This is a genomic window from Micropruina sp., from assembly GCF_047606365.1.
Lineage (GTDB): Bacteria > Actinomycetota > Actinomycetes > Propionibacteriales > Propionibacteriaceae > Micropruina.
Genome location: NZ_JASGEN010000113.1, coordinates 13933 through 40108 on the forward strand (window position 1 = coordinate 13933; position 26176 = coordinate 40108).

Annotated in this window: 23 protein-coding genes and 1 tRNA gene; 12 read left to right on the top strand and 12 right to left on the bottom strand. The window is 68.5% G+C overall.

Annotation, left to right across the window (positions count from 1 at the left end; genetic code table 11):
• The first annotated feature begins 18 nt into the window (after window positions 1-18).
• From QM624_RS13510 to QM624_RS13520, 3 genes are all read left to right on the top strand, one after another.
• The gene (locus tag QM624_RS13510) at window positions 19-984 is read left to right on the top strand and encodes an LCP family protein (RefSeq protein ID WP_415092661.1); all 966 of its coding nucleotides are present in this window, start codon (window positions 19-21) and stop codon (window positions 982-984) included.
• 137 nt (window positions 985-1121) lie between these two features.
• A complete protein-coding gene (locus QM624_RS13515) occupies window positions 1122-2213 on the top strand; it encodes a carbohydrate kinase family protein (RefSeq protein WP_415092663.1) in 1092 nt (363 codons plus the stop codon).
• A 27-nt stretch (window positions 2214-2240) separates the two neighbouring features.
• Window positions 2241-2720 (top strand): YybH family protein, encoded by a 480-nt coding sequence (locus tag QM624_RS13520; RefSeq protein WP_415092665.1) that lies wholly within the window; start codon window positions 2241-2243, stop codon window positions 2718-2720.
• A 16-nt stretch (window positions 2721-2736) separates the two neighbouring features.
• Here the strand turns inward: QM624_RS13520 and QM624_RS13525 are convergent, their stop codons facing one another.
• Complete coding sequence (locus QM624_RS13525; RefSeq protein ID WP_415092667.1) at window positions 2737-3174, bottom strand: VOC family protein; 438 nt, start codon at window positions 3172-3174, stop codon at window positions 2737-2739.
• 190 nt (window positions 3175-3364) lie between these two features.
• Between QM624_RS13525 and QM624_RS13530 the strand changes: the two genes are divergently transcribed.
• Entirely contained in the window at window positions 3365-3931 is a 567-nt protein-coding gene (locus QM624_RS13530; protein WP_415092669.1) for a hypothetical protein, read from the top strand.
• A gap of 56 nt (window positions 3932-3987) precedes the next feature.
• Here the strand turns inward: QM624_RS13530 and QM624_RS13535 are convergent, their stop codons facing one another.
• From QM624_RS13535 to QM624_RS13550, 4 genes are all read right to left on the bottom strand, one after another.
• The gene (locus QM624_RS13535; RefSeq protein ID WP_415092671.1) at window positions 3988-4455 is read right to left on the bottom strand and encodes a nuclear transport factor 2 family protein; all 468 of its coding nucleotides are present in this window, start codon (window positions 4453-4455) and stop codon (window positions 3988-3990) included.
• A 111-nt stretch (window positions 4456-4566) separates the two neighbouring features.
• Window positions 4567-5763: an MFS transporter gene (locus tag QM624_RS13540; RefSeq protein ID WP_415092673.1), complete on the bottom strand. Its 1197-nt coding sequence runs from the start codon at window positions 5761-5763 to the stop codon at window positions 4567-4569.
• Between the two features lie 49 nt (window positions 5764-5812).
• Complete coding sequence (locus QM624_RS13545; protein ID WP_415092675.1) at window positions 5813-6226, bottom strand: type II toxin-antitoxin system PemK/MazF family toxin; 414 nt, start codon at window positions 6224-6226, stop codon at window positions 5813-5815.
• A 94-nt stretch (window positions 6227-6320) separates the two neighbouring features.
• A tRNA-Ala gene (locus tag QM624_RS13550) sits at window positions 6321-6396 on the bottom strand.
• A 161-nt stretch (window positions 6397-6557) separates the two neighbouring features.
• Between QM624_RS13550 and QM624_RS13555 the strand changes: the two genes are divergently transcribed.
• The 5 genes from QM624_RS13555 to QM624_RS13575 all read left to right on the top strand — a co-directional run bounded on the left by QM624_RS13555 (window position 6558) and on the right by QM624_RS13575 (window position 13006).
• Complete coding sequence (locus QM624_RS13555) at window positions 6558-6974, top strand: DUF5318 family protein (RefSeq protein WP_415092677.1); 417 nt, start codon at window positions 6558-6560, stop codon at window positions 6972-6974.
• Window positions 6967-9090, top strand: a complete 2124-nt coding sequence (locus QM624_RS13560) for a transglycosylase domain-containing protein (protein WP_415092679.1) — start codon at window positions 6967-6969, stop codon at window positions 9088-9090. The genes QM624_RS13555 and QM624_RS13560 overlap by 8 nt, the downstream gene beginning before the upstream one ends.
• Window positions 9087-10442 carry a glycosyltransferase family 87 protein gene (locus tag QM624_RS13565; protein ID WP_415092681.1) on the top strand — a complete coding sequence of 452 codons (1356 nt, stop codon included), beginning with the start codon at window positions 9087-9089 and terminating at the stop codon, window positions 10440-10442. The genes QM624_RS13560 and QM624_RS13565 overlap by 4 nt, the downstream gene beginning before the upstream one ends.
• On the top strand, window positions 10430-11791 hold the full coding sequence (locus QM624_RS13570; protein ID WP_415092683.1) for a hypothetical protein: 1362 nt from the start codon (window positions 10430-10432) through the stop codon (window positions 11789-11791). Before QM624_RS13565 ends, QM624_RS13570 begins: the two co-directional genes overlap by 13 nt.
• 300 nt (window positions 11792-12091) lie before the next feature.
• Window positions 12092-13006 carry an endonuclease domain-containing protein gene (locus tag QM624_RS13575; protein WP_415092685.1) on the top strand — a complete coding sequence of 305 codons (915 nt, stop codon included), beginning with the start codon at window positions 12092-12094 and terminating at the stop codon, window positions 13004-13006.
• Between the two features lie 107 nt (window positions 13007-13113).
• On the opposite strand, the gene QM624_RS13580 is transcribed toward QM624_RS13575, so the two are convergent.
• Together QM624_RS13580 and QM624_RS13585 are read right to left on the bottom strand one after the other, a co-directional pair.
• Complete coding sequence (locus QM624_RS13580; protein WP_415092687.1) at window positions 13114-13839, bottom strand: DNA alkylation repair protein; 726 nt, start codon at window positions 13837-13839, stop codon at window positions 13114-13116.
• A gap of 3 nt (window positions 13840-13842) precedes the next feature.
• On the bottom strand, window positions 13843-14484 hold the full coding sequence (locus tag QM624_RS13585; RefSeq protein WP_415092689.1) for a TetR/AcrR family transcriptional regulator: 642 nt from the start codon (window positions 14482-14484) through the stop codon (window positions 13843-13845).
• Window positions 14485-14578: 94 nt separating this feature from the next.
• Between QM624_RS13585 and QM624_RS13590 the strand changes: the two genes are divergently transcribed.
• Together QM624_RS13590 and QM624_RS13595 are read left to right on the top strand one after the other, a co-directional pair.
• Complete coding sequence (locus QM624_RS13590; RefSeq protein ID WP_415092691.1) at window positions 14579-17224, top strand: MMPL family transporter; 2646 nt, start codon at window positions 14579-14581, stop codon at window positions 17222-17224.
• On the top strand, window positions 17217-19298 hold the full coding sequence (locus QM624_RS13595) for a YhgE/Pip family protein (RefSeq protein ID WP_415092693.1): 2082 nt from the start codon (window positions 17217-17219) through the stop codon (window positions 19296-19298). The genes QM624_RS13590 and QM624_RS13595 overlap by 8 nt, the downstream gene beginning before the upstream one ends.
• Before the next feature lie 208 nt (window positions 19299-19506).
• Here the strand turns inward: QM624_RS13595 and nagA are convergent, their stop codons facing one another.
• Genes nagA through QM624_RS13610 form a run of 3 tightly spaced genes read right to left on the bottom strand, consistent with a single transcriptional unit; the run spans window position 19507 to window position 23575 of the window.
• Window positions 19507-20640 (bottom strand): N-acetylglucosamine-6-phosphate deacetylase, encoded by a 1134-nt coding sequence (nagA, locus tag QM624_RS13600; protein WP_415092695.1) that lies wholly within the window; start codon window positions 20638-20640, stop codon window positions 19507-19509.
• Between the two features lie 27 nt (window positions 20641-20667).
• Window positions 20668-21453, bottom strand: a complete 786-nt coding sequence (nagB, locus tag QM624_RS13605; protein WP_415092697.1) for a glucosamine-6-phosphate deaminase — start codon at window positions 21451-21453, stop codon at window positions 20668-20670.
• Window positions 21454-21484: 31 nt separating this feature from the next.
• Window positions 21485-23575, bottom strand: a complete 2091-nt coding sequence (locus tag QM624_RS13610) for a glucose PTS transporter subunit IIA (RefSeq protein WP_415092699.1) — start codon at window positions 23573-23575, stop codon at window positions 21485-21487.
• Window positions 23576-23739: 164 nt separating this feature from the next.
• Between QM624_RS13610 and QM624_RS13615 the strand changes: the two genes are divergently transcribed.
• Window positions 23740-24465: a GntR family transcriptional regulator gene (locus QM624_RS13615; protein ID WP_415092701.1), complete on the top strand. Its 726-nt coding sequence runs from the start codon at window positions 23740-23742 to the stop codon at window positions 24463-24465.
• Between the two features lie 67 nt (window positions 24466-24532).
• Here the strand turns inward: QM624_RS13615 and QM624_RS13620 are convergent, their stop codons facing one another.
• Together QM624_RS13620 and QM624_RS13625 are read right to left on the bottom strand one after the other, a co-directional pair.
• Entirely contained in the window at window positions 24533-25327 is a 795-nt protein-coding gene (locus QM624_RS13620; protein WP_415092703.1) for a lysophospholipid acyltransferase family protein, read from the bottom strand.
• Window positions 25328-25385: 58 nt separating this feature from the next.
• Window positions 25386-26153, bottom strand: a complete 768-nt coding sequence (locus QM624_RS13625; RefSeq protein ID WP_415092705.1) for an SDR family NAD(P)-dependent oxidoreductase — start codon at window positions 26151-26153, stop codon at window positions 25386-25388.
• Window positions 26154-26176 lie beyond the last annotated feature (23 nt).

The window sequence follows — 26176 nt, forward strand, 5'->3', positions numbered from 1 at the left end:
GAATCTAGCCTTGTCCCCGTGCATACCCGGAGCGATCGGCTGGTGGCCGTGGCGACCCTCGGCGCTTTCGTCGTGGTCGCCGGCGTGCTCGGCCTGGTTTCGCTCTACCTCGGCGCGGTCACCCAGGCGCTAGCCGAGGTGCCGCGCAGCTCCCCGTTGCCCGACTATCCGGGCCGGCCGGACGCGACCGCGGCTCCGGACACCGCGACACCGATGCGCTACCTGGTGCTGGTCACCGACGAGGACGGCGCCCTGGCCAGCGCCTACCTCGCCCAGATGTCCGCGCAGCGCGACGCGTTGCAGCTGATCGGGGTGCCGGCGAACCTCCTGGTCACCGATCCCGACGGCACCGAGATGGCGCTGGCCGGCCGGTTCAGCGCGGCGGGTGGCGCCGGTGCCGTCCGGTCTTTGGAGTCGATGCTCGGCCTGCGGATCGACCATCTGGTCGAACTCAAGCTGAACGGGTTCCTGTCGATCATCGATGTGCTCGGCGGGGTCGACGTCCGCAACGATGCCGAGATGTCGGCCGAGGGATGGCATTTCCCCTCCGGTGACCTGGTGCTGTCGGGTGCCGAGGCGAAGGTCTATCTGAGCGCGAATCGGCAACCGCTGACCCGGCTGGAGCGGACCGAGGCGGTGTTCGTCGAGATCGTCCGATCCGTGGTGAGCGGCGATGCGGTGACGAATCCGGCGAAGGTCGAGGCCATCGGCGGCATCCTGCATAACTGCCTCACGGTGGACGCCGGCCTAACCCCGGCGGAGATCCGGCGGACGGCGCTCGACGTGCATCTGGGTTCGGACAACATCGACGGCAAGCCGCTGCCGATGGCCGGGATCAGCCGGCTCGACGGAGTGGAGGTCACCGTCGTCGACCAGCCGCGCCTGGCCGAACTGGTGGCCGCCATGTCCGCCGATGAACTGGGCGGTTGGGCGGCTCGGCAGACCGACCCCTGGGCGCCGCTGGTGACGCTGCCGCCCCGCTGAGCGGCTCCATAGACTGCTCGGGTGAAGACTCTGCTCGGGCTGGCGATCGTGGCTGTGGTGGTCGTCGGCGTGCTCGGGCCGCGCAAGCGGCGTCGCGATCGGGTGGCCGAGACCTGGGCCGCGGTGACGGACTCACCATGACGCAACGCTCCACCGTGACTCTGGGGTCCGCCGTGTCGCCGCGCGAGTTCGACGTGCTGGTGGCCGGCATGGTGTTCGCCGACGTGGTCTTCACCGATCTGCCGACCCCACCGGCGCCCGGAACCGAGGTCTGGGCGGCCGGCATGGGCACCTCGCCGGGCGGCATCGCCAACCTCGCGGTGGCGTTGAGCCGGCTCGGACTGCGAACCGGGCTGATCACTGGCTTCGGCGACGACGGCTACGGGCAATGGTGTCGGCAGGTGCTCACCGACCAGGAGGGCATCGACACCTCGATGTCGCCCAGCTTCGACGGCTGGCACACCCCGGTCACCGTGTCGATGGCCTACGACGGCGACCGGGCGATGGTCACCCACGGCCACGAGTCCCCGGTGCCGCCGTCCCGACTGCTGACGCCGGGCAGCACGGCGCGGGCGGTGATCGCCGAACTGGACGGCGACCCCTGGTGGCAGCAGTTGCGGGCCTCCGGTGCGCTGGTGTTCGCCGACGTCGGCTGGGACGGCACCGGCGCCTGGGACCCCTGCGTGCTGGACCGGCTCACCGGCTGCCACTGCTTCATGCCCAACGACCGGGAAGCGATGGCCTACACCCGCACCCGAACGCCGGAGGAGGCTCTGGAGTTGCTCGGTGACCGGGTGCCGCTGGCCGTCGTCACCCTCGGCGCCCAGGGCGCGATCGCGCTGGATTCCGGCAGCGGAACCTGGGCCCGGGTGCCGGCGTTGCCCGTCCGGGCGATCGACCCGACCGGGGCCGGCGACTGCTTCGGTGCGGCGCTGGTGGCCGGCACGCTGGCCGGCTGGCCGCTCGACGTCCGGCTCAAGTTCGCCACTCTCACCGCCGGGCTGGCCGTCCAGCAGTTCGCGGGGGCGCTGGCCACCCCTGGCTGGGGCGACGTCGCCGACTGGTGGACCGAGCAGGTGCGGGCGGCCGCGTCCGGGGATCCGGTCGCCATGCGACTACGTGACGAGTACGGCTTTCTGCCCGACCTGATTCCGGCCGGAACCCCGGCGCGGGTGCGTCGTGCCGAGGCCACGATCGCCAAATTCGCCCACCTGCCGGGGAGGCCCTGATCCGCCCGGAATGGGAGGATGATGCGCATGGTGAACACGCCGTTGGATCAACCTGAGGATGTCCCAGCGGCGTTCGTCGAGGCTTGGCAGCGGCGCGATCCGGACGGGATCGCCGACTTGTTCGACGAGGATGCGGAGTTCGTCAATGTCACCGGTCTGTGGTGGCACGACCGGCACTCGATCCGGCGGGCGCACGCGTATGGGCTGTCGGTGATCTTCGCCGATTCGAAGCTGCGGCTGCGTGACACCCGAGTGAAACAACTCACGGACGACATCGCCGTCGTCCATGCCCGGATGGTGTTGACCGGGCAAACCCCGGTGGGTGAGGTGGGAGCTCCGAAGCCGCGGCAGACATTGATGTCCCTCGTCGTGCGCCGTGGTCCCGGCGGCTGGCGGTGCGTGTCCGCCCAGAACACAGACATCATCGCCGGGATGGAAACCAACGTCGTCGACGCCGACGGTCACCTGCTGCCCGTCGACTACCGCAGCACTTTCCCAACGGGCTGAAAGTCACCTCTGCCGGTCACCGGATCGCTTCGGCGAGCCCGATGAGCAGGCCCTCGGGGCCGCGGACGTAGCAGAGCCGATACACGTTCTCGTACTGGACGACCTCGGTGCTGACCAGTTGCACGCCGTGGTTGTCGAGACGGCGCAGCGTGTCGTCGATGTCGTCCACCTCGAACATCACCCGCAGGTAGCCAAGGGCGTTCACCGGGGCGTTGCGATGATCGGCGACCACGTCCGGGGTGAGGAAGCGCGAGAGTTCGAGCTTGCCGTGGCCGTCCGGGGTGCGCATCATCGCGATCTCGACACTCTGGTCGCCCAGACCGGTGACGCTGCCCGCCCACTCGCCCTCGACCATGGCGCGGCCTTCGAGTTCCAGGCCGAGCTCTTCGAAGAACGCGATCGCCGCGGTGAGGTCCTCGACGACGATGCCGACGTTGTCCATTCTGATCGCCATGGGGGTGATCGTAGGGCGGCAGAGCCGGCAGCCGGGTGTCACCGCGATCGCCCGGCACGTCCTCAACGCGACTCCGGAAGGGACACACATCCTGGCTCGACCGACTGCTCGCCGGCCGCAGGATCGCGCGATACGTCCGGATGGAAGCGGACGGGCTCGCCGGCTAGTGCGGCCGGGTTAGGTTCGTGCCATGGGCGATCAACGATTCCACGTCCTGGATGCCGGTGCGTCAGCCGAGACGGCCGCGCACCGCGCTCGCCGCGTCCGGTCGTGGCTGCGGGATCGAGGCTGGACTCAGCCGTGCGAAGGTCTGGTGGACTGGCGAAAGCCGAAGGACCGGCAGGGAAACGTGATAGCGGCGGATGCGGCCGGCCCGCGACTGTTCGGGACGGCAGCCGCGGCGGCGTCCGAGGGAGCGGAGTTCCCGATCACGGTGATCGACCGATGGGCCGTCTATGACAGCGGCGATGCCTTCGAGGGCTTCCGCTGCGCCGCCTGCCGGGAGGTGAGCGACGCGGCCCTCGATCTGGTCGACGACTGGTACCGGACGGCACAGGTGCCCATTCACCGCTGCGATCGCTGCGGTTGGACGGCGCCGCTCACCGCCTGGGACGTTCGTGCCGCAGCCGTGTGCAGCCATGTCGCGATCAGCGGCGACCTGCTCGGCGGAAACCTGACCGACGCGGTGACGACCTTGACCCAGGAGCTTTCCACCGAACTCGCCGGGGAATGGATCTGGGTCTACGAGCACATCTGAAGCACGTGTGAGTCACCCGAAGCCGCTCGACAAGGGTCGCGCCCTGCGGATGACGATCACTCTCGTTCGGCACGCCGCGTCTCGTCGCCATCAACTGGGCGGGGCCGGGACACAGGTAGGTCGTACGGAGAGAGTGGTACTCGGCGTGCGATCACTCGCCGTCGAGCGATGCGCCACCCGTGGGTGGTCCGGATCACTCGGTCGAGATAGACCACGCTGCCGATCATTCCCGACCCCATCACCCCGAGTCCTTTGGAGGCCACGTCGACCCCGGCTGTGGTGGCTTCTCCGATCACGATATTGGTCACCAGGTGGGCAACCGGGTTGCCGGCGCCGAGTGCGATCGCCGCCGCCTGGCATTCATCGACGCCGTGCATCACGCCGCCGCCGAGATCGCTGACGTCGTAGGTGACGTCCGCGGTCATGATCTCGTCGAAGCGATCAAAGGCGCCGACGTCGCAGAGATGCCCGTGGAGGTTGAGTAGCTCGTGGATCGCGAGACGGTCGGCTGTGGACAGCAGCATCTTCGCGCCACCTTCCGACAAGTAGGTGGGGAACTCCCCGACTATTCCTGACACACTAACGGGGATATCCACACTTAGCCAGGAGTCCAGGTGAAGCCGCCTCGATCCTGATCAGCCAGCCTCTGCGTCTCTGAGGAGGATCAAAGCCACAAGTGCACAAGCGAGGAAGATTCCACCACCAACCGCTACAGGTAGGGCGATGTCAATGACCGCCAACAGCCCGCCCGCAAATGACCCCACAGCTAGGCCAAGTAGGCCCAGTACCTGGGCCGTAGCGTTTACACGTCCACGCAAGGGCTCTGGAACGAGCCTTTGACGTAGGGAAACAGAACAGATTCCCCACACCACCGCATGAAAGATATAGACCACAAGACACGCTGAAGCAACGACCGTATTAGTGGTCGTTGCCAGGACGAGCAGTGAGGCTGCGCCCAAGGTCAGGCTCGCCACAATCGTCCACCGATACCCGATTCTCAGACGGACCCGCGCGGTCGTAAACGAGCCAATAAGGCCGCCCAGCGCAGAGATCGACAGGATCACTCCGTACCCGGCGGGGCTGACTCCCAGCCCATCCTGAACGAAAATTACGAGGATGGAAAACGTGAGCATATAGCCGACACTGGCAAGCGCTCCGATCATGGCCAGGCTGCCCACAATTCGATGCCTTGCCAGCCATGAGACACCGGCCACGGCTTCCTTCCACATCGGCGGCCGTTTGGTCGGCGTTGCGCCAGGCGTCGCCGCAATCCGCGATGGAAGCGCGAGCGCGATTATGCCCGCTGCTGCCCAGAGGCCACCCATCGCGTAAACGGGTGCAGCGGCGGCGAAAGCGAAGAGGAACCCGCCCAGTGGTGGGCCAGCGAACTCGTCGGCGACAAGTTGTGCTGCTGAGATGCGACCGTTTGCGCTGTCGAGCTGCGCCTTCTTCACGATGCTCGGCACGAGCGACACGGCTGCATTGTCGGCGGCACTCTCCAGCGTGCCGATAACTCCGTAGACGACGTAGAGCAGGATCAACCCGCCGATATCAAGCTGCGTGCAAATCGCTAGTGCAGTGACAGCGCCACCTCTGATGAGGTTGGTGACGATCAGGATCGTCCGTCTATCAAGACGGTCGACCAATACACCGATAGGCAGTGCGGCAAGTAGCCTGACCACGGCGTAGAGCGTTGCCAGACCGGCGACCAACCGGGGGTCATCGGTGAAAGAAATTGCCAGCAACGGAATCGAAACGAAAGCGAGTCCATCGGCGAGGTTCGATGCTGCATTTGCCCCCCACAAAGTGGTAAAGGCACGACCCAGGGACATTCAGACAACTCTACTGAGATAGCGAAGGATCACGTTTGTGGTGTGAACCTCAGCCGCCAGCCAACCCCACCGCCACGTCAAGCTCATGGAGCTTATCCGGCGAACACGCACCGATCCGCTCGATCAGAGAATCCTCGGTGAGGCTCATAGTCCAGGTGCAGAAGATCGTGCCGTCCTGCGGGAGCGCAACCCGCGCAACGCCTGCTTCCGCCAACCCCTCCGAACGGCCGAACCAGACCTCGATGCCGACTGCCTGGACCGGACCGGCCTCAGCAACGATGCGGCGCCGGACGTCAGCATCGACCGCCTGGTCACCCGACATGATCAAGAAGCCGCGTCGCTCGGCCGACGTGGCCGGTGCGACGATCTGCATGACGTGGACCTCGGACCCCGCATCACACGAGAGCAAAACCACCGGTCGCTTCTCGTCGATCTGTGCCCACCACAGTTCGCCACGCTGCACCCAGCGAAGCTATCAGTTCGGATGACGCCGGGCCGCGACGAAGAGATAGCCGGCCTCATGGCGAACCGGGCCAAGCGCGCGAACCGAGACAATTTGGTGGAGACGAAGGGACTCGAACCCTCAACCTCGACCTTGCAAAGGTCTTGCGCTGCCAGTTGCGCCACGTCCCCGGTTGTTGGTCCCGGACGCCCAGCGCCGCGGAACGCGACGATCTTAGCCGCCCCGGCGCGCCGCTGCCCATTCGGCTGAGTCCAGACATCGCGACGCGGAGCTCGAGGCCTTCATGAAGCCGGGATCGACCCCTGTCGTAGGCCCAACTACCCTTGAGCGCATGTGGTCCAAGCGCGAGGTGATCGATTATGCGCTGCAACGCCGCAACACGTTGCAGGCTCTGCGGCGATCTCCGCGCACCCTTTCCCACTCGGACGCCTGCGATGCTGACCCGATGCTCATCCGGGCGGCTCTGCATCACGGCGAGGACACGACCGACCGTTGCCCGATCTGTGAGTCGCGGCTGGTGCACTTGCATTACGTCTTCGGTGACCAGCTCGGGCAGTACTCGGGCCGGATCAAATCGAGTGCCGAACTGAACGAGATGCAGAACGAGTTCGGCGAGTTCAAGGTGTGCGTCGTCGAGGTGTGCACCGACTGCGGCTGGAACCACATGATCACTTCCTTCCTGCTGGGCGACGGGGTCACCCGCCGTCCGCCACGCCGTCAACGAACCGTCGAGGACATCTATGGCTGAGCCCTCCAAGCGCACCCCCGGCACCTCCGGCCGCAAGAAGAAGAGCGGCTGGCGCCGGTTCTTCACCTGGTTGGGTATCACCGTGCTGGCCCTGGTCGTCGCGGGCGGCACCGTGGTCGGCGTCGCCTACGCCACGGTGAAGCTGCCCGACCCGAACGCCGACTTCCAGACCAACACCTCCTTCGTCTACTACCGCGACGGCAAGGAGAAGATCGGCAGCTACCAGATCCAGAACCGGCAGAGCCTGCCCTACGACAAGATCCCGCAGAACGTGAAGGACGCCATCGTCGCCGGCGAGAACCGGTCGTTCTGGACCGATCCGGGTTTCTCCGTCTCGGGCATGACCCGCGCGGTGATCTCGGTGCTGCGCGGTGAGGACGTGGTGGGCGGCTCCACCATCACCCAGCAGTACATCAAGGTGATGTACCTCACCCAGGACAAGAGCTACACCCGAAAGTTCACCGAGATCCTGCTGGCCGCCAAGATGGGCAACGAGCTGTCCAAGGAGCAGATCCTCGAGGGCTACCTCAACACCGTCTACTTCGGACGCGGTGCGTACGGCGTCGAGGCGGCCTCGCTGGCGTTCTTCAACAAGCCGGTGGCCAAGCTCAACGACGCCCAGGCGATCGCACTGACCGCGATGGCGAACGACCCGGGCAACCTGGACCCGTCGCGGGGCGACAAGCAGGCCGCCGACCTTCTCGAGCGCTACCAGTACACGATCAACGGCCTGGTCGAGATGGGCAAGATGACCGACGCCGAGAAGGCGAAGATCTACTACGAGCTGCCGAAGTTCCCCAAGGTCGAACGCGATTCCCAGTTCGGTGGTCCGAAGGGCTACCTGCTGAACATGGTCCAGGAAGAGTTGCGGGCCAAGGGGTTCACCGACCAGCAGATCTCCGGCGGCGGCTTGAACATCGTCACCACCTTCGACGCCAAGGCCCAGGAGGCCGCCGTCAAAGCGGCCCAGACGATCACCTCGCAAACGGCCGGCGGGAACGCCAAGAAGGCCGCGAAACTGCACGCCGGGCTGGCGTCCATCGACGTCGACAGCGGTGGCATCGTCGCCCTCTACGGGGGTCCCGACTTCCTCAAGGGCCGCAACTGGGCGACCACCCCGCGGGCCACCGGCTCGACGTTCAAGCCCTACGCGCTGGGTACGGCGCTGACCCAGGGCTTCACCCTCAACGACGTCTTCAACGGCTCGCAGTTCACGCCGCCGGGTGAGGGCGTGCCGGTGCGCAATGCCGGTGACTCGAACTACGGACGGGTCACGCTGCAGCAGGCCACCACGCATTCGATCAACACCGCCTTCGTCGACCTCGAGGGCAACATGAAGAACGGCCCGGCCGAGACGCTGAAGTTCGCCCAGAAGGTGGGTCTGCCCAAGGAGGGCGGCTGGAATCCGGTGAGCCGGGTGCCGCTGGGCATCCCGGAGGTGAGCCCGGTCTACCAGGCGTCCGGCTACGCCACCTTCGCCAACGGCGGCAAGCATGTGCCGCCGCACGTCGTGGCCCAGGTGAAGGATGCCTCGGGCGCCGTCCTCTACAAGGCCGACACCCACGCCGATCAGGTGATCGACGCCGACGTGGCCAACGACGTCGCCTATGCGCTCACCCATGTGGTGCAGGACGGCACCGCTTCGCGGGCCGGCGGCATGGGCTTCCCGATCGCCGGCAAGACCGGAACCGCCTACGACCGGGCCGCCAAGGGTGGTTCGAAGACCACCGCCTGCTGGTTCGTCGGCATGTCGAAGCAGATCTCGACGGCGGTCATGTTCGTGGCCGGCAAGAACGGCACCGACGACCTCAACAAGATCTACCCCGGCTTCTTCGGCGCCGGTCCGCCACTGAGCACCTGGATGTCTTACATGCAGGTCGCGCAGCAGGGACTCAAGGACATTTCGTTCGACCCGCCGACGCATCGGGTGTCGACCCAGACGCCGACCCTGCCGCCGCGGACGACCCGGCCGACCGCGACGAAGAGCCCCACGGCGTCCGCCACCCCGACGGCGACGCCCACCGGGAAGCCGACCGATGAGCCGACGGACGAACCCACCGGTCAGCCCAGCAACCGCCCGTCGGAGCGTCCGAGCGGCAAGCCCTCCGGGCGATGACCGGGGCGAAAGCCCTGGGTGGTGCTGTCGGTCTGAGGGCCGAGCGTGCCGGGGTGTGGTTCAACCCGCAGCCCTGGGTGTTGCTGGCCGGCACCGTCTCGTACCTGGTGCTGATGCTGCGGCAACTGCCGTGTCAGCTGGGTGCGTCGGTCTACCAGGCGATGTGTTACAGCGACATCCTGCCGCTGTTCTATGCCCGGGGGCTCGCTGACGGGAAGGTGCCGTTCCTCGGCGCCGACGTCGAATACCCGGTGCTGACCGGTGCGCTGATGGAGGTCGCCCGGCGCCTCACCATGCTGCTCGGCGGCCGGGTCGGCCCGGACGTCCCCCCTGCCGAGATCGCGCAGGCCGCGGCGATCTTCGTCGGGGTGAACGCGTTGCTGCTGTTCGTGTTCTTCATGCTGGTGCTGTGGGCGCATCTGCGGCTCGCCCGCCCCTGGGACGCGATGATGATCGCCGTCGCCCCCGCGGTGATGACCACCGGGTTGATCAACTGGGACTTCATGGTGCTCGCGTTCACCGCGCTCGGCGTCCTGGCCTGGTCCCGGAAACGGCCCGGCTGGGCCGGGATCTGGTGGGGGCTCGGCGTCGCCGCGAAGCTGTATCCGCTGCTGCTCTTCGTACCGCTGGCGGTGTTGTGCTTCCGTTCCGGACGGCTCCGGGCGTTCTGGCTGGCACTGGCCGGCGGTGCCGGCAGCTGGGTGGCGGTCAACCTGCCGATCTACCTGCTGAGCCCGTCCGGCTGGCTGTACTTCTGGACGTTCAACGTCGACCGCGGCGCTGACCTGGGCTCGATCTGGTACGTGTTCAGCCTCGCCGGCCATCCGGTCGCGGACGCCTCCGGCGCGCAGACCTGGTGGATGGTGGTCGGGACGGCGGCGATCTGCCTGCTGCTGTTGCTGGCGCCGCGGCGTCCCCGGCTCTCGCAGGGGATCCTGCTGGTGCTGGTGCTGTTCCTGGTGGTCAACAAGGTGTATTCGCCGCAGTACGTGCTGTGGCTGCTGCCGTTCGTGGTGCTGGCCCGCCCGCGCTGGCGTGACTGGCTGATCTGGAGCATCGGCGAGGGGCTGTACTTCATCGCCATCTGGGCCCACCTGGACGGCGCCCTGGAGTCCGGTTCGGGAGGTCAGGGCCTGTACCTGGCGGCGGTGCTGGTGCGGGTCGGCGTCCAGCTGTGGATCGCGGCCCTGGTGGTCCGCGACATTCTCTGGCCCGATCTCGATCCGGTGCGGAACCCGCAGTGGACCAGCCGACATGCGCTGGCCATGCCGCGGCTCGACGACCCGGACGGCGGCGTGCTCGACGGCGCCCAGGTGGCGCCCTGGATGAGGTGGGCGCCATGGCTGCGGTGATGCTGCGTCCCGAGCTGCCCGCCACCACCCACCGGGTCCGCGACGGCGGACGGCTGGTCGTCCAGACCTGGCTGTTCACCCGGCTACTGCTGGTCGGCGTCGCGCTCTGGGTGGGGGTGACCACCGGACGCTCCGCCGGCGACATGCTGGCGAACTGGGACGTGCAGCACTACTTCGCGATCGCCACCAACGGCTACACCGGTGCCAACGACATCGCCTTCTTCCCCGGCTGGCCGCTGGCGCTGCGGGCACTCTCGGCAGTGGGCATCCCGATGCTGTGGGCCGGCGTCGGGCTGGCCCTGATCTGCTCGGCGCTGGCTGCCGCGGCGCTGCATCGACTGGGCGGCCCGATCGCCGCGGTGGTCTGGTTGTTGGCTCCGACAACGGTGTTCACCCTCGTCCCGTACACCGAGGCGCCGTTCTGCGCGGCCGCGTTCTGGGCCTGGGAGCGAGCCAGTCGTGGTCGCTGGGGCGCTGCCGCGAGCTTGGCCGCCATCGCCTGCACGCTGCGGGTGTCGGGACTGTTCCTGCTGGGCGCGCTGGTGATCCTGGCGCTCACCCAGGGGTTGGGCGGCCGATCCGGAAGGGCTGGGGGTGCTGCCGCCTTCGGTGTCGGTGTCGGTGGCACGGGAACGGCGCAGGCGCCGTCCCGGTGGAGTTGGCCGTGGCGTCGGCAGTGGCCGCAGCAGGCCACGTCCGGACAGCCGGCGTCCTTCAGTTGGTCGAGCTTGTCGAGACCCATCTCGCAGTGGTCCGGCGCGGTGGCCACCGGCTATCGCCCCGCCCCGCCGGTGGTGACTTGGCGCCAGCGCGTCCGTGCCCTGGCCTGGCTGACCATCCCGGCGCTCACGCTGCTGGCCTACATCGCCTACCTGCACCACCTCACCGGGGACTGGAACGCCTGGTACCACGCACAGTCCGCCGGCTGGCCGCGCGGCTTCACCTGGCCCTGGGTGTCGCTGCAGCACACCATCGAAGCCGCGACCTCGACCGCCTACCCGGCCTTCCCGGAGTGGGCCTGGGTGTTCCGCGCCGAGATCATCTCAATGGCGGTCGGCATCGTCGTCACCCTCGCCTGCCTCGCCCGGCGCCGCTGGGCCGAGGCGTCCTGGGTCGGCGTCCAGGTGCTCGCCTTCTCGTGCTCGTACTGGTTCCTCAGCGTGAACCGGGCCGTACTGCTGTGGTTCCCGCTGTTCATCCTGATCGGCGAGGCACTCTCGGGCGGCTGGAACGTCACCCCCGGACGCCGCCGCTTCCGGATCCTGCTCACCGTGCTCGGGTGCGCCGTCGCCGCCGTGGTGCTCTGCTTCTGGGCCTGGCTGTTCTACACCGGACGCTGGGCGAGCTGACCCTCCGCTGAGTTCCGCCGGCGGCCGCCGTTGATCGAACTTGTCGAAACCCGCGCCCCGGCCACCGTCGGTCGGGCTTGTCGAGGCCCGCGTCCGAACCACTGGTGGTCGAGCTTGTCGAGACCCTGCCCGACCATCCGTCAACTGGCGACCGATTTCCCACTTGTCCCCGCCGCAAGAGGCGGAAGACCCCCGGAATCGGTCGCTGATCCGCGAGCCGCGGAGGATTTCTGGCGCGAGTTGTGTGGATAACCCGCCTTCGGGCACCCACGCGCCCGCCCGATCTGATGCGCTGAGCTGATGGACGACCTCGACGACGTGATGCTGCTCACGAACGTGATGAACCTGAACAACGGAGTGCTGCGTCGCCGGGATCACCCGAGGTCACGGACGACGTTCGACGCCTTGGAGCGCTCCGGCGCATTGGTGCGGGTGCTGCCCGGGGTCTACGTCGACGCGACCCTCATCACGAGCCGTCGGACGCGGTTCGCGGCCGCACTGGCGACGTCCCCGGGCGCAGTGCTCTGGGCCGCGGACGCGGTTGCGGCGCTCACCGGAAGTCTGGACGAACGTCCCTTCCGTCCGGGAGACCGAGTCCAGTTGGCGCACCTGCGCGGCCACGCGTCGACGGACGCCGTCCGCTGGGTTCGGCGGCGGGTGCCAACGGAACATCGCGTCAGGGTGCAGGGACTGCGGTGCCCGTCCGCCCGCTACCTTGCCGTCGAGGGCGCAGCGCGAGATTCGGGTGCCCTGCTGGAACGGTTCTTGCGCACGGGCTTGGTCAAGCCGTCCGAACTGGCCGCCATGGTGCCGGTCTTCGATGGGAGCGCGGGGCAAGAGACCAGACGTCGAGTGGTCCGCACCAGCGTCGACAATCCCTGGTCGGGTGGCGAGCGGCTGCTGCACTCGCTGTTACGGCGGCATCGGATCACCGGCTGGGTGGCCAACGCTGAGCTGGTCATCGACGGCTGCCGATGCTTCCCCGACGTGCTGTTCGAGGAGGCCGGTCTGGTGGTCGAGTTCGATGGCTACGAGGTACACAGCAAGCCGGAGGTCTTCGAGTCCGACCGGCGGCGCCAGAACGTGCTCACGATGGGTGACTACCGCGTCCTGCGATACACCTGGAAGCAGCTCAACGACGAGCCGCTGGTGATGATCAGCCAGGTGCGAGCGTTCCTGGCTCGTCAATCAGCGACCGATTCGGGCCTGACTTGAGGCGGCCGAGGCGAGATGCGCCCGGAATCGGTCGCTGATCTGCGGACGATCAGCGTCCGAGCTCCCGTTGGTCGAGCTTGTCGAGACCCCTGCCGGCTGCGACAAGCTCAGTCGGCGGTGGCCTGAGCCTCAAGCCACTTCAAGGCTTCCCGGTGGGACAGCGGCGAGAGCCGGGACGCCTGCGCGGCCACGTAGCCGCGGACCCAGGCGGCGTTGGTCTTGGAGTAGTCCCGCAGCGCCCAGCCGATGGCCTTGCGGGCGAAGAAGTCCGGGTCGTCGATGCTGCCCTCGATGGCGTAGGTCAGCAGTTCGACATCGGTGGCGTTGCGGGCGCCGAGTTGGGCGATGATCGAGACCCGCCGCAGCCACAGATCCGGCTCGCGCGACCAGGCTCTCAACACCGTGGTCATCGTCGGCCGGTCGGACGCCAGCAGGTCGCCGGCGACGTGGGACAGCTCGTCCACCAGATCCCACCAGGCGCCGGTGGTGACCAGGTGACGCAATACCCCCAGCAAGGCCTCGTCCGGAATCAGCCATTCCCGATACCGCCGGTGCCGCAGCACCCCGATGGCGGCGTAGCGCTGCTCGCGGTGGGTGGCCTCGTCCCAGAGCATCGTCACGGCGGTCAGCCAGGAGGCACGGTCGGGCACCGGATGCGCGGCGACCACCTTACGGACGAGCGCCCGCACCTGCGGAACAGTGAGGCCGTGGAACGGCAGCGCTGACTTCATGTAGCGCTGCTGACCGACAGCACGCTCGGGATCGCCGCCCGCGGCCAGCGCCGTCCGGACGGCGCCGGCCAGCTGATCGGACGCCCGGGGCACGCCGTCCATGGCTCAGCAGTCGCCGACGATGAAGGCGTCCAGCAGGGCGGCCAACTGTTCGGCCAGGTCGGCCGGACGGCTCTCGCCGCGCAGCACACTGAGGCTGACCGTGTTCTCGTAGACGGCGCCGAGCAGCTCGATCACCTGAGAGCTCGGGACGGACAGCCGGGCACCGACCCGCTCGAGCGCCAGATCCAGCAGGCTCGAGGTCGACTTCGAGATGCCCTCGTGCACCGCCAGCCAGCCCTCGCGCAGCTCGGGCGTCCGCAGCGCGTGCAGCCGCAGCTCCATCATGCTGACCAGTTCGGCGGACTTCTTCGGCTGCGCCTCCAGAAACACCCCGACGGCGTCGCGGATCAGCCGTTCGGTGCCGTCGGTCGTGCCGGGCTCGTCGGGAATCACCGCGATCGCGGCCTGCATTGCCGACAGGTACTGCTCACCCTTGCGGCGCAGCACGTCGAGACACAGCTCGTCCTTGGAGTCGAAGTTGGAGTAGAACGCTCCGCGGGTGAAGCCGGCCCGCTCGCAGATCTCCTCCACCGAGGAACCGAGCACACCGCGTTCGCCGAACAACTCCACAGCGGCGTCCAGCAGCCGCTGCCGCGTCGCCTCGCGGCGGGGGCTGCGCCGCACGGTCTCGGGGGTGGTGTTCATCGCCGCATCCTAGCTGTTTGCATACACGCTCGTATTGAATACACTACTGCATCGGATACATACCTGTATCGAGAATTGTGGGAGGGGACGGCCGATGTCGTCGATGCTCTACCGGATCGGACGTGCCTGCTATCGGCACGGCGTCCGGGTGTTGATCGTCTGGCTGGCCCTGGTGGCCGCGCTCGGCGGCACGGTGGGACTGCTCGGCGGTGCCCAGTTCAACGACAGCTTCCGGATCCCGGGGGCGTCCTCGCAGGTCGCCCTGGATCAGCTGAAGATGACCTTCCCCTCCGGCGCCGCCACCACCGCACAGGTGGTGCTGCTGTTGCCCGAAGGCGAGTCGTTGAACGACAAGGCGACCAAGACCAAGGTGATCGACGCGCTCGACACCTTCAAGGACCTCTCCATCGTCGACGAGGTGGTCAGCCCCTACAACGAGCACGTCGACGGCCTGATCTCCGACAACGGACGCGCCGGGCTCGCCAACGTGCAGCTCAACGTGTCGGTGACCGAGATCACCGCTGACCAGAAGCAGCAGCTGGAAGATCAGGCTGCCAAGGTCGCCGGCCTGCTGCCGGGCTCCGAGGTGCACCTGGGCGGCGAGGTGTTCTCCACCCACATTCCGCACCTGAGCATCATCGAGGGCCTGGGCGTGGTGGTCGCGATCATCGTGCTGCTCGTCGTGCTCGGCTCGGTCACCGCTGCGGCCATGCCGGTCGGCACCGCCCTGATCGGGGTCGGCATCGCGGTTGAGGTCACCATGCTGGCCTCCAAGGTGATCGAGGTGAACTCGACCAGCCTGATGCTCGCCGTGATGATCTCACTGGCGGTCGGCATCGACTACGCGCTGTTCATCGTCTCGCGGCACCGTGACCAGCTCAGTCAGGGACTGGACGCCGAAGAGTCGGCCGCCCGGGCCGTCGCCACCGCCGGTTCCGCGGTGGTGTTCGCCGGACTGACGGTGATCATCGCGCTGGCCGGCCTGACCATCTCGGGCGTTCCCTTCCTGGGTGTGATGGGCATCTTCTCGGCCGTCGGGGTGTTCTTCGAGGTGCTGCTGGCGCTCACCCTGCTGCCCGCCTTCCTGGGCTTCGCCGGTAGCCGGCTGACGCCGAAGGCGGCCAAGGCGTCCCGGGCTCGCGGACCTCGATTCGATCTGCGCCGGGTCTGGGTGCGGACGGTGACCGCCGTCCCGTTGCTCACCATCGCCCTGGTGGTGGCCGCGCTCGGTGCGCTCGCCGTCCCGGCGAAGGACCTGCAGCTCGCCCTGCCCAACTCGGGCCGCAACCCGGTCAGCTACGGCGACCGGGTCACTTTCGACGTGATCAGTCGCGAGTTCGGCATCGGCTACAACGGGCCGCTGGTGATCACCGGCACCATCGTCGAATCGGACGACCCGTTGCAGATCGTCGACGACCTGAAGGCCGACATCGAGAAGATGCCCGGCGTTCAACTGGTGCCGCTGGCCACTCCGAACGAGAACGCCGACACCGCGCTCATCCAGGTCATTCCCACCACCGGACCGGACGACCCGGCCACCGCCGAACTCGTGCAGGCCTTACGCGCCCAACACGACAGATGGCTGCACGACTACAGCATCGACACCTCGGTGACCGGGGCGACCGCCGTCCAGATCGACGTGACGCAACGGCTCGCGGGTGCGCTGCTGCCGTTCGGCATCTTCGTGGTCGGGTTGTCGCTGGTGCTGCTGACGCTGGTGTTCCGGTCGATCTGGGTACCGATCAAGGCCGCGCTTGGCTTCCTGCTCAGCGTCGGGGCGGCGTTCGGCGCCACCGCGCTGGTGTTCAACCAGGGCTGGTTCAAAGAGATCGTCAACCTCGGCGAACCCGCGCCGGTGATCAGCTTCCTGCCGATCATCCTGATGGGCGTGCTGTTCGGCCTGGCCATGGACTACGAGGTCTTCCTGGTCTCGCGGATGCGCGAGGAATACGTGCACGGCAACACCGACCACTTCGTCGAGGACGGCTTCGTGCACTCCTCGCGGGTGGTGGTGGCCGCCGCGCTGATCATGTTCGCGGTGTTCGCGTTCTTCGTCCCCTCGGGTGAGGGCACCATCAAACCGATCGCATTCGCCCTTGCCATCGGCGTGGCGATCGACGCCTTCATCGTCCGGATGACCCTGGTGCCGGCGGTGATGAAGCTGCTCGGACGGCACGCCTGGTGGCTGCCGCGCTGGCTCGATCGCCGGATGCCGGTGGTCGACATCGAAGGCGAGGCGCTGGCCCACCAGCTGAAGCTGCAGTCCTGGCCGGAAGCCGGTGGGCACATCGTCTACGGCCGCGGGCTGTCCGTGCACGGCGCGTTCTCGGGTGTGGATGTGGCGGTGAAGCCCGGTGAGGTGCTGGTGGTCGAGGGCGAAGTGACGGCCCGCCGCGCCCTGCTGCTCGCCCTGGCCGGACGGCTGCCACTGACCGCCGGCGACGTGGTCGTGGCCGGACGCGCACTGCCCGAGCAGGCGTCCGAGGTGCGCCGGATCGCCGCCGTCGCCACCCCGTCCCATCGTTCCCCGATCCGTGACTTCGACGGCCCGATGCTGGTGGTCGAAGAGGCCGACCTGTTTACCCCGCGGCAGCGTGTCCAACTCGCCGAGCGGCTGCGGCTGCTCACCGAGGCCGGCGGCTGCGCCGTCCTGGGGCATGCGCCCGGCGCCGATCTCGCCGACCTGCTGCCGCCGTCCTACCGCACGCTGAACCTGCAAGGAGAACTCAGCCATGCCTGAAGCAACCCGCACGCTGACCTGGCGCAGCCTGCTCGCCCTGGTGCTGGTGCCGGTGCTGGTCGCCGGCGGATTCCTCTGGGGCACCTGGAACTCCGGTGACCGGCTGCACCAGGTCGAGGCCGCGGTGGTGAACCTCGACGAGGGCGTCACCCTCGACGACCAGTTCATTCCGCTCGGTCGGCAGCTGTCCGCCGCCCTGGTCGACTCCGACAAGCAGCAGAACTTCAGCTGGGTGCTGGCCGACGAGGCGCATGCCTGGCCGGGCCTGTCCTCGGGGCGCTACGCCGCGGTCGTGGTCATTCCGCAGAACTTCTCCAAGGCGGCCACCTCCTACGGCAACGACGATCCGGCCACCGCCGAGCAGGCGACCATCGCCGTGCACACCTCGCCGGTCGCCGGTGTCGCGGACGGCTGGCTGGGCAATGTGCTGGCCAGCGCGGCGTCCCAGACCCTCAACGAGACGCTCACCAAGGCCTACCTGGACCGCATCTACATCGGCTTCAACGACACCGGCAAGCAGTTCCAGACCGTCGCTGACGCGGCCGGGAAGCTCGCCGACGGCACCGACGAACTCGGCGACGGCATCCGGTCGGCCTCCGACGGCGCCGGCCAGCTGAGCGATGGGCTGGGCAAGCTGTCGGCCGGCTCGCCGCAGCTGGTCAGCGGTGTGAAGCAGGTCGAGACCGGCGCCGGTGCGCTGGCCAAGGGCATGCGCCAGATGAAGCAGCAGACGGCGGACCTGCCGGCGCAGGGCAAGCAGCTGGCCAGCGGGGTGAAGACCTATGTGGCCGGTGCCAACGGGCTGGCCGATCAGCTGGTGGCCGCTGGCAAGGGCACCGGGACCCTGGCCGGTGGTCTCTCGCAGCTGTCCGGCGGCCTGGCGCAGTACCAGGCGGCGATGGCGGCGGCGTCCAAGGACCCGACCTCTCTCGGCATCGACTGCCCGTACCAGTCCGAGGCGGAATGCGCCGCGTTCTTCCGCGGGCTCGGCACTGGCACCGGCGCTGCCGCGCAGGGCGTGTCGCCGCTGGCGTCCGGACTGTCGACGTTGAGCAGCGAGCTGAACAAGCAGCTGCCGAGTCCGAAGGAACAGCAGAAGCAGGCCGAGCAGCTGGCCGCCTTCCGCAAGGGTGGGCAGGAACTGGTCAAGGGCTCGGGGCAGTTGGGCTCCGGGATGGGCGCGCTGGCCAAGGGCATCGGGCAGGCCGCGGACGGCTCCACCCAGCTCGCGAACGGCTTGCCGAAGCTGCGCTCCGGCGTCGAGCAGTACACCGGCGGCGTGGATGCGGCGGCGCCTGGAGCGAAACAGCTCGCCACGGGTTTGAGCAAAGCCGCGAACGGTGCCGGCAGTCTCGCGGACGGCTCACGCAAACTCGCCGACGGTCTGGCCAAGGGCGCCGACAAGGTGCCCAGTTACAGCAAGAGCGACCGGGAGAACCTGTCCACCGTCGTCGCAGCCCCGGTCAGTCCGGACGGCTCGGCCGGCGTGGTCGCGCCCACCACCGCGTGGGCGAGCCTGCTGCTGGTGCTGGCGTTGTGGCTGGGTGCGCTGGCCACCTTCGCCCTGGTCAAGCCGCTCGACGGACGCCTCGCGCTGTCTACGGCATCCACCGGCACGCTGATCTGGCGGGCGGTGCGTCCCGGGCTGGTCGTCGCAGTGGCGCAGGCGCTGGTGCTGACCGGGATCGGCGCCGGTGTGCTCGGCCTGGCAGTGCCGCAGGCGGCGGCGCTGGCCGGCTTCCTGCTGCTCGCCGGGGTGGCGTTCGTGCTGCTCAACCACGCGTTGGCGGCCTGGCTCGGCAATGCCGGACGGTTGCTGGCGATCGCCTTCGCCGTGCTGACCACGGTCGGCGCCGTGACCGCTGCCGCCCCCGCCTTCTTCGACAGTGCCCGCTCGGTGTCCCCGGTCTCACCGGCCCTGGACGGCGTCCGGGCCATCGTCACCGACGCCAACGGAGCCTCCGCCGCGGTGTTCACCCTGCTCGGCTGGGCGGTGATAGCCCTCGGCGCCAGTGCCCTGGCCGTCGTCCGCCGCCGCACGCTCCGGCTCCGCGAGGTGCCCGCCCTGGCCTGACCGGCGCTCCCGCGTGACCCGGGGGCGCTCGTCGTCCCGCCGCTCTCGTCACCCCGCCGCTCTCGTCATCCCGGCGGACGCCGGGATCTCCGCGGCCGACCAGCGCTCGCACGAGATCCCGGGGCAAGCCCGGGATGACGAGGGAGACCGGGATGGCGGCCAGACCGGGATGACGCTCATGACCGGCACGGGGGAGCCGCCCCGAAGGTCACTCCACCCAGGTGCCCTGATGCAGGACGCGGGCGACCCGCAGGTCGTCGTCCAGCACCACCAGGTCGGCGGGGCCGCCGACGACCAGATCGCCGGCGTTCAAGCCCATCGCCCGCGCAGGGTTGAGACTGGCCTGCTTCACGGCCAGCTGCAGCGCAGCCTGACGTTCCAGCCCGGAGCCCAGGACGGCGTTGCGGAAGACCAGGTCCATGGTGGCGGTGCTGCCGGCGATGGTGCTGGTGCCGGCCACCCGGGCGACGCCGTCGGTCACGTCCACGTCCAGGGCGCCCAGGGTGTAGGCGCCGTCGGACATGCCGGCCGCGGCCATCGCGTCGGTGATCAGGGCGACCCGGTCCGGGCCGACCCACTTGGTGGCGTTGCGGTACAGCGCGGGGTGCAGGTGGACGCCGTCATTGATCAGCTCGATCGTCACCCGCGGATCCTCGATCAGGGCCGTGATCGGGCCCGGCTCGCGGTGGTGCAACGGCCGCATCGCGTTGAACAGGTGAGTCGCTGCTCGAGCCCCCGCTTCGATGCCGGCCCGCGCCTCTTCGTAGGAGGCGTTGGTGTGGCCGATCGCGGCGACTGCGCCGGCGTCCGAGATGCGCCGGATCGCCGGCAGCGCGCCGTGTAGTTCGGGTGCGATGGTGACCATTCGGATGGTGCCCTTCCCGGCGGCGAACACCCGGTCGATCTCGGACGGCTCCGGGTCGCGCAGTGCGCTGGGCTCATGTGCCCCGCAACGCTGCGCCGACAGCCACGGACCCTCCAGATGGATGCCGGCCAGCAGGCCGTCCTGCACCTGCTCGGTCAGCACCCCCACCTGTCGCAGCAGATCCGTCGGATGCGCCGCGACCAGCGAGGCGATCATCGACGTGGTGCCGTGCCGGCGATGCAGGTCACGACTGGCCAGCGAGCTCTCCGCGGTCGCTTCGGGGAAGGCTCCGGATCCGCCGCCATGGGTGTGCATGTCGACGAAACCGGGAACCACGGTGACCGCGCCCAGCTCGTGCGCGGGGGTGCCCGCAGGCACCCCCGCGCCGAGCGCGGTGACCACGGTGCCGGTGACCTCCAGCCAGCCCGGGCTCAACACCTCGGTGCCGGTGACGATCCGCTCAGCGGTGATCAACATGCGTGAATCCCTTCCCTCAACCGACGATCACAGACCCTGCCAGGCCGGCTTCGAGGCGTAGGTCTCGCGGTAGTAGCCGGTCAACTGCAGACGGCCCGCCGCGGCCTCGTCCAGCAGCACCGTCACATGGGGATGATGCTGCAGGATCGTCGCCGGCCACAACGCGCTGACCGAACCTTCGGCCAGTTGGTGGACGGCCTCGGCCTTCGCCGCGCCGCTGGCCACCAGCACCACGTGCCGGGCCGCCATGATCGTGCCCAGGCCCTGGGTGATGCAGTGCGTCGGCACCTGGTCGATGTCGCCGTCGAAGAACCGGGCGTTGTCGATCCGGGTCTGCTTGGTGAGGGTCTTGATCCGGGTCCGGGAGGCCAGCGACGAGCCGGGCTCGTTGAACCCGATGTGCCCGTCGGTGCCGATCCCCAGGATCTGCAGGTCGACCCCGCCGGCCGCCTCGATCGCCGCCTCGTACGAGGCGCAGAACGCCGGGATGTCGGTGGCCAGCCCGTCCGGGCCGTGCACGGCGTCGGCACCGAAGTCGACCCGGTTCACGAAATCCCGCCGGATCACGTTGTGGTACGTCTCCGGGTGGTCCGCCGGCAGGCCGACGTACTCGTCCAGGGTGAATCCGCGGGCCTGCGCGAACGACACCTCGCCGGCGTCATGCCGGGCGGCCAGTTCGTCGTAGATGGCCAGCGGGGACGACCCGGTGGCCAGGCCGAGCACGGCCTCCGGCTTGCGCTGCACCAGGGTGACGATGGCCTCGGCGCCGAGCTTGCCGGCTGCGGTGGCGTCCGGGCAGATGACGATCTCCATGATTGGTTGTCTCTCCTTGTCGTGGGGTGGTTCAGCGGGTGGTGATGATGGCGTCGAGGGCGTTCAGCTCGCCGCCGATGACGGCGTCGGTGAAGGCGATGTCAGCCTGCTTCTTGTCCATCACCACGACCGGGATGATCGGGTTGCGGCCGGTGGCCTCGACGGCCGGGACGTCGAAGGTGATCATCAGCTGGCCGGCCTCGACCACATCACCCTGGGCGACATGGGCGGTGAAGCCCTGCCCGTTCAGCTGGACGGTGTCCAGGCCGAGGTGGACCAGGACGCCGACGCCCTCAGGAGTGACGATCACGTAGGCGTGCGGCCACAGGGTGAGCACGGTGCCGCCGATCGGGGCGACCGCCTGCACCACGCCGCGCGGCGGGTCGATGGCCAGGCCGTAGCCGACGATGCCCTGGGCGAAGGTGGCGTCCGGGACGTCCTTCAAAGCGACCGGACGGCCGGGCACCGGGGCCAGGATCGTGGTCGGTTCGACGGCGGCAGCGGCGGCGACCGGGGCAGCCTCGGCTGCGGCCGGGGCAGCGGTGTCGACCGCGACGGCCGGACCGGTCGGGTTGGCGGCCAGCGCGCCCAGGATGTCGTTCTTCAACGCCTCGGCCTGGGTGCCGAAGATGGCCTGGACGTTGTTGCCCACCTCGATCACACCGGCGGCGCCGAGTTGCTTCAGCCGGGCATGGTCGACCCTGGCCTTGTCGGCGACCTCCATTCGCAGCCGGGTGATGCAGGCGTCGGTGTTGACCAGGTTGGAGCGGCCACCGAAGGCGGCGATCAGCTGCTCGGCCTTGGCCAGTGCGGCTCCGCCGGCACCGCCACCGGCAGCGGCGCCACCGTCGTCGGTCAGGTTCGCGGCCTGCTCGGCCTCGAACTCGTCATCGGGCTCGCGGCCCGGGGTGCGCATGTTCCACTTGACGATCGCGAAGCGGAACATGAAGTAGTAGAGCGCGAAGAAGGCGACGCCCATGCCGATCAGCAGCGGAATGTTCTGGGCGGCGGGCGCGGTGCCGTAGAGCACCAGGTCGATCAGGCCGGCCGAGAACGAGAAGCCGAGGTGGATGTCGAGCAGGTAGGCGATGGCCAGCGACAGGCCGGTGAGCACCGCGTGGATGATGTACAGCGGGAAGGCGACGAACATGAAGGCGAACTCGAGCGGCTCGGTGACGCCGGTGAGGAACGCGGTCAGGCCGGCGGCCGACAGGATGCCGATGGCGATCTTCTTCTGCTTCGGCTTGGCGACGTGGATCATCGCCAGCGCGGCGGCCGGCAGGCCGAACATCAGGATCGGGTAGAAGCCCGAGGTGAGCAGGCCCGCGCTCATGTCGCCGGCGGCGAATCGGGTCAGCTCGCCGGTGACGACGTCGCCACCGGGGGTGGTGTACGAGCCGTACAGGAACCAGATGTAGGTGTTCAGGATGTGGTGCAGGCCGATCGGGATCAGCATGCGGTTCGCGAAGCCGTACAGGAAGGCGCCGAACGCACCGGAGCCCGCGATGAAGGTGGCCACACCGGTCAGGCCCGACTCGAAGATCGGGTAGAAGTAGCTCAGCCCGAAGCCCAGGATCAGGCTGGCCAGCGAGACGACGATCGGCACGAACCGGCGGCCGCCGAAGAAGCCCAGATACGCGGGCAGTTGGATGTTGTGGTACTTGTCGAACAGCCAGGCCGTGACCAGACCGACGATGATGCCGGCGAAGACGCTGTAGTTGATCATCGCCTGCTCGCCCTTGGCGTCGGTGACGCCGGCCAGCACGACCGGGGACATGTTCTTGAAGACAGCGTCGATGACCAGGTAGCCGGCCACCGCCGACAGCGCGGTCGAGCCGTCCGCCTTCTTGGCGAAGCCGATCGCGACACCGACGGCGAACAGCAGTGGCAGGTTGGCGAAGATGGCGCCACCGGCGGCGCTCATCGCCTCGAAGAACGGGCCGATGATCGGCGTCTTGATCTGGCCCAGCAGGTCGGGCTGGCCGAGCCGCAGCAGAATGCCGGCGGCGGGCAGCAGGGCGATGGGAAGCATCAGGCTCTTGCCGAGCCGTTGGAGTTGGGCGAACCCGGGAATGCGCGGGCCGGACTTCTTGGCGGAAGTCCCGTCGGCGACGGTGCTCATGCGGTCTCCTCTAAGCGGTTGCGAGCGGCGACTGGTCGATTGGTGTAGACCATTACGTAGAGATTGGCATAGACCAATCGTGGGCGTCAAGCCTTTGCGCAGATTTGGTCTAGTCCAATATCCTGGTGGCCCTGGTGTCGATCCCACACCCCGGAGGGACAGTTGTGAAGGTTCCGAAGTACTACCGGATCAAAGAGGCCATCCTTGAGTTGATCGCCGACCTGACCCCGGGCTCCGCAGTGCCCACCGAACGCGAGCTGGCGGCCCGGTTCGACACCTCACGGACCACCGTGCGGCAGGCGATCGCCGAGTTGGTGGTCGACGGGAAGCTGGTGCGCACCCAGGGCAGCGGCACGTTCGTGGCGCAGCCGAAGATGATGCGGGTGCGTCCGCTCAGTTCGTTCTCGCAGGACCTGGCGATGGACGGCTGGCGTCCCGGCAGTGTGGTCCTGGACATCTCCGAGCTGGTCGCCGACGGGGAGCTCGCCGAGCATCTGGGGGTGCCGTCCGGCACCTTGGTGCAGCGGGTCGAGCGGTTGCGGACGGCCTTCGACGAGCCGATCGCGCACGAGGTCGCCCACCTGCCCCGGGTGCTACCCCGGCTGGCCGAACAGCTCGCCGAGTACGGCTCGCTGTACCGGACGCTGCGCGAAGAATGCGACACCGTGGTGGCGACCGCGGAGGACATCGTCGAGACCGTGCTGGCCGACCCGGTCACCGCCGACCTGCTGGGTGTGGACACCGGTCTACCGATGCTGCGCGTCCAGCGCACCGGCTGGGACGCCGACGGCCACGTGGTCGAGTGGACGGTCTCCAGCTTCCGCGGCGACCGGTTCCGCTTCATGTCCCGGCAGCGGCTCGACTATCCGGACGCCGTCCGGGCCTCCTGAACCCACTGTCGGTCGAGCTTGTCGAGACCATTCAGAGGGACAAGCTCGATCAGCGGTGGGGGCCTGACTAGCCGTCAGTGGGCGGTTCGGCGTCCTTCGCAGCCTCGGCCTGGGCCAGTTGGGCCTGCTCGGTGGCCGCCTTGCGGAGGGCGACGGCGCGGTGGAAGTCGGCCTGGGTGGGCATGCCGTAGGCGCGTGCGGTCGAGTCGTGCAGCTCCACGACGTAGCGGTAGACGCGCTCGGAGAACTGGTGCGCGATCTCGCCCGGCGCCGCCTTGAGCGGACGTCCGAACACCACATGCACATGCGGCCGGCCCGACGGCGGACGGGTCGCCCCGTACGGCATGGCGGCGAACGCGCCGACCAGAGCGATCGGCAGGATCGGGACGTTGCGGCTGATCGACAGCGCGGCATGCCCGGGGGTGAAGTTCTTCATCGCACCGGTGCGCGACCGGGTGCCCTCGGGGAACAGCAGCAGCGGGACGCCCTCGCTGAGCAGCACGCCAGCCATGCCCTTGCGGTTCCGTAGGCCCTTGCGGTCGACCGGGAAGGCGTTGAAGAACAGCCGGGTGGCGGCGGCGGTGTACCACTTGTCGAAGAAGTAGTCGGCGGCCGCGCCGGCGGCCAGATTGCGGCTCAGCCTGCGTGGCAGCGAGCCCATGATCAGCGGCGCGTCCAGGTGGCTGGAGTGATTCGCGACGGCGATGAACGGCGGCTTGAGGCCGTCCAGGTTGCGGCGTCCGTGTTCATGGACGTGCAGCGCGGACCAGACGTACGGCTTCAGCACCAATTGCTGCGCCACGAAGCGGCCGGCCGCCCCGGGAGCGGACGAGTACCGGTTCGGGTTGTCGTCGGCCACCACGTCCCTTCCGCTGGATCGGATCCTCCACGTACCGCGCAGCAACCCTAGAGGACCGGGCTCACTGACGGCTTCTGCTCAAGATACGGGAGGCCCAACGCACTCCGGAACGCGGCGCGTGCCTGGCTAGCAGTTTCTGTAGTTTCCAACGCTTTGTGGGCACCGAAATGACCCGCTTCTTGTCGGCATCCACCAAAGCCTCGGCCGCAACTCTGTCGGAATCCACCCAGATGAAGTCCGGGATCGACGAGGTGCGGATTCCGGCCCGCTCGTGGAACTCGGTGCGCACCCAACCCGGGTTGACCGCGGTCACCCCGACACCGCTGCCGTGCAACTCGTTGGCCAGACCTTCGGAGTAGGCGAGCACCCACGCCTTGATCGGCGAATAGGCGCCCTGGCTGATGTAGGCGGCCAAGGAGGCGGTGTTGATGATGGTGCCGTGACCACGGGCCCGCATCGCCCGTCCGGCTGCGCCACCGAGAATCAGCACGGCGACGCACATCACGTCGATGGCGTGGGTGTGGGCGTCCAGGTGGTCATCGAGCAGTTTCACGTGCAACCCGTAGCCGGCGTTGTTCACCAGGATCTCGACCGGCCGCTCGGCATCGGACAACCGGTCCGCGACCGCCAGCACATCGTCGCGGACGGCCAGGTCGGCCGCCAGCGTCTCCACCTGTACCCCGTAACGCTCGGACAGCTCGGCGGCGCAGGACGTCAGACGCTCGGCGTCCCGGGCGACCAGGATCAGGTCGTGCCCGCGGTCGGCCAGAGCTCGGGCGAAGGCGGCGCCGATGCCGGAGGTGCCGCCGGTGACCAGTGCCGTTGTCATGCGAGGCAGGCTAGCGGTCGCTG

Coding starts and splice junctions, on each gene's coding strand:
- QM624_RS13515 (WP_415092663.1), top strand. CDS start 1,122: ATGACGCAACGCTCCACCGTGACTCTGGGGTCCGCCGTGTCGCCGCGC.
- QM624_RS13520 (WP_415092665.1), top strand. CDS start 2,241: ATGGTGAACACGCCGTTGGATCAACCTGAGGATGTCCCAGCGGCGTTC.
- QM624_RS13525 (WP_415092667.1), bottom strand. CDS start 3,174: ATGGCGATCAGAATGGACAACGTCGGCATCGTCGTCGAGGACCTCACC.
- QM624_RS13530 (WP_415092669.1), top strand. CDS start 3,365: ATGGGCGATCAACGATTCCACGTCCTGGATGCCGGTGCGTCAGCCGAG.
- QM624_RS13535 (WP_415092671.1), bottom strand. CDS start 4,455: ATGCTGCTGTCCACAGCCGACCGTCTCGCGATCCACGAGCTACTCAAC.
- QM624_RS13540 (WP_415092673.1), bottom strand. CDS start 5,763: ATGTCCCTGGGTCGTGCCTTTACCACTTTGTGGGGGGCAAATGCAGCA.
- QM624_RS13555 (WP_415092677.1), top strand. CDS start 6,558: ATGTGGTCCAAGCGCGAGGTGATCGATTATGCGCTGCAACGCCGCAAC.
- QM624_RS13560 (WP_415092679.1), top strand. CDS start 6,967: ATGGCTGAGCCCTCCAAGCGCACCCCCGGCACCTCCGGCCGCAAGAAG.
- QM624_RS13565 (WP_415092681.1), top strand. CDS start 9,087: ATGACCGGGGCGAAAGCCCTGGGTGGTGCTGTCGGTCTGAGGGCCGAG.
- QM624_RS13570 (WP_415092683.1), top strand. CDS start 10,430: ATGGCTGCGGTGATGCTGCGTCCCGAGCTGCCCGCCACCACCCACCGG.
- QM624_RS13575 (WP_415092685.1), top strand. CDS start 12,092: ATGGACGACCTCGACGACGTGATGCTGCTCACGAACGTGATGAACCTG.
- QM624_RS13580 (WP_415092687.1), bottom strand. CDS start 13,839: ATGGACGGCGTGCCCCGGGCGTCCGATCAGCTGGCCGGCGCCGTCCGG.
- QM624_RS13585 (WP_415092689.1), bottom strand. CDS start 14,484: ATGAACACCACCCCCGAGACCGTGCGGCGCAGCCCCCGCCGCGAGGCG.
- QM624_RS13590 (WP_415092691.1), top strand. CDS start 14,579: ATGTCGTCGATGCTCTACCGGATCGGACGTGCCTGCTATCGGCACGGC.
- QM624_RS13595 (WP_415092693.1), top strand. CDS start 17,217: ATGCCTGAAGCAACCCGCACGCTGACCTGGCGCAGCCTGCTCGCCCTG.
- nagA (WP_415092695.1), bottom strand. CDS start 20,640: ATGTTGATCACCGCTGAGCGGATCGTCACCGGCACCGAGGTGTTGAGC.
- nagB (WP_415092697.1), bottom strand. CDS start 21,453: ATGGAGATCGTCATCTGCCCGGACGCCACCGCAGCCGGCAAGCTCGGC.
- QM624_RS13610 (WP_415092699.1), bottom strand. CDS start 23,575: ATGAGCACCGTCGCCGACGGGACTTCCGCCAAGAAGTCCGGCCCGCGC.
- QM624_RS13625 (WP_415092705.1), bottom strand. CDS start 26,153: ATGACAACGGCACTGGTCACCGGCGGCACCTCCGGCATCGGCGCCGCC.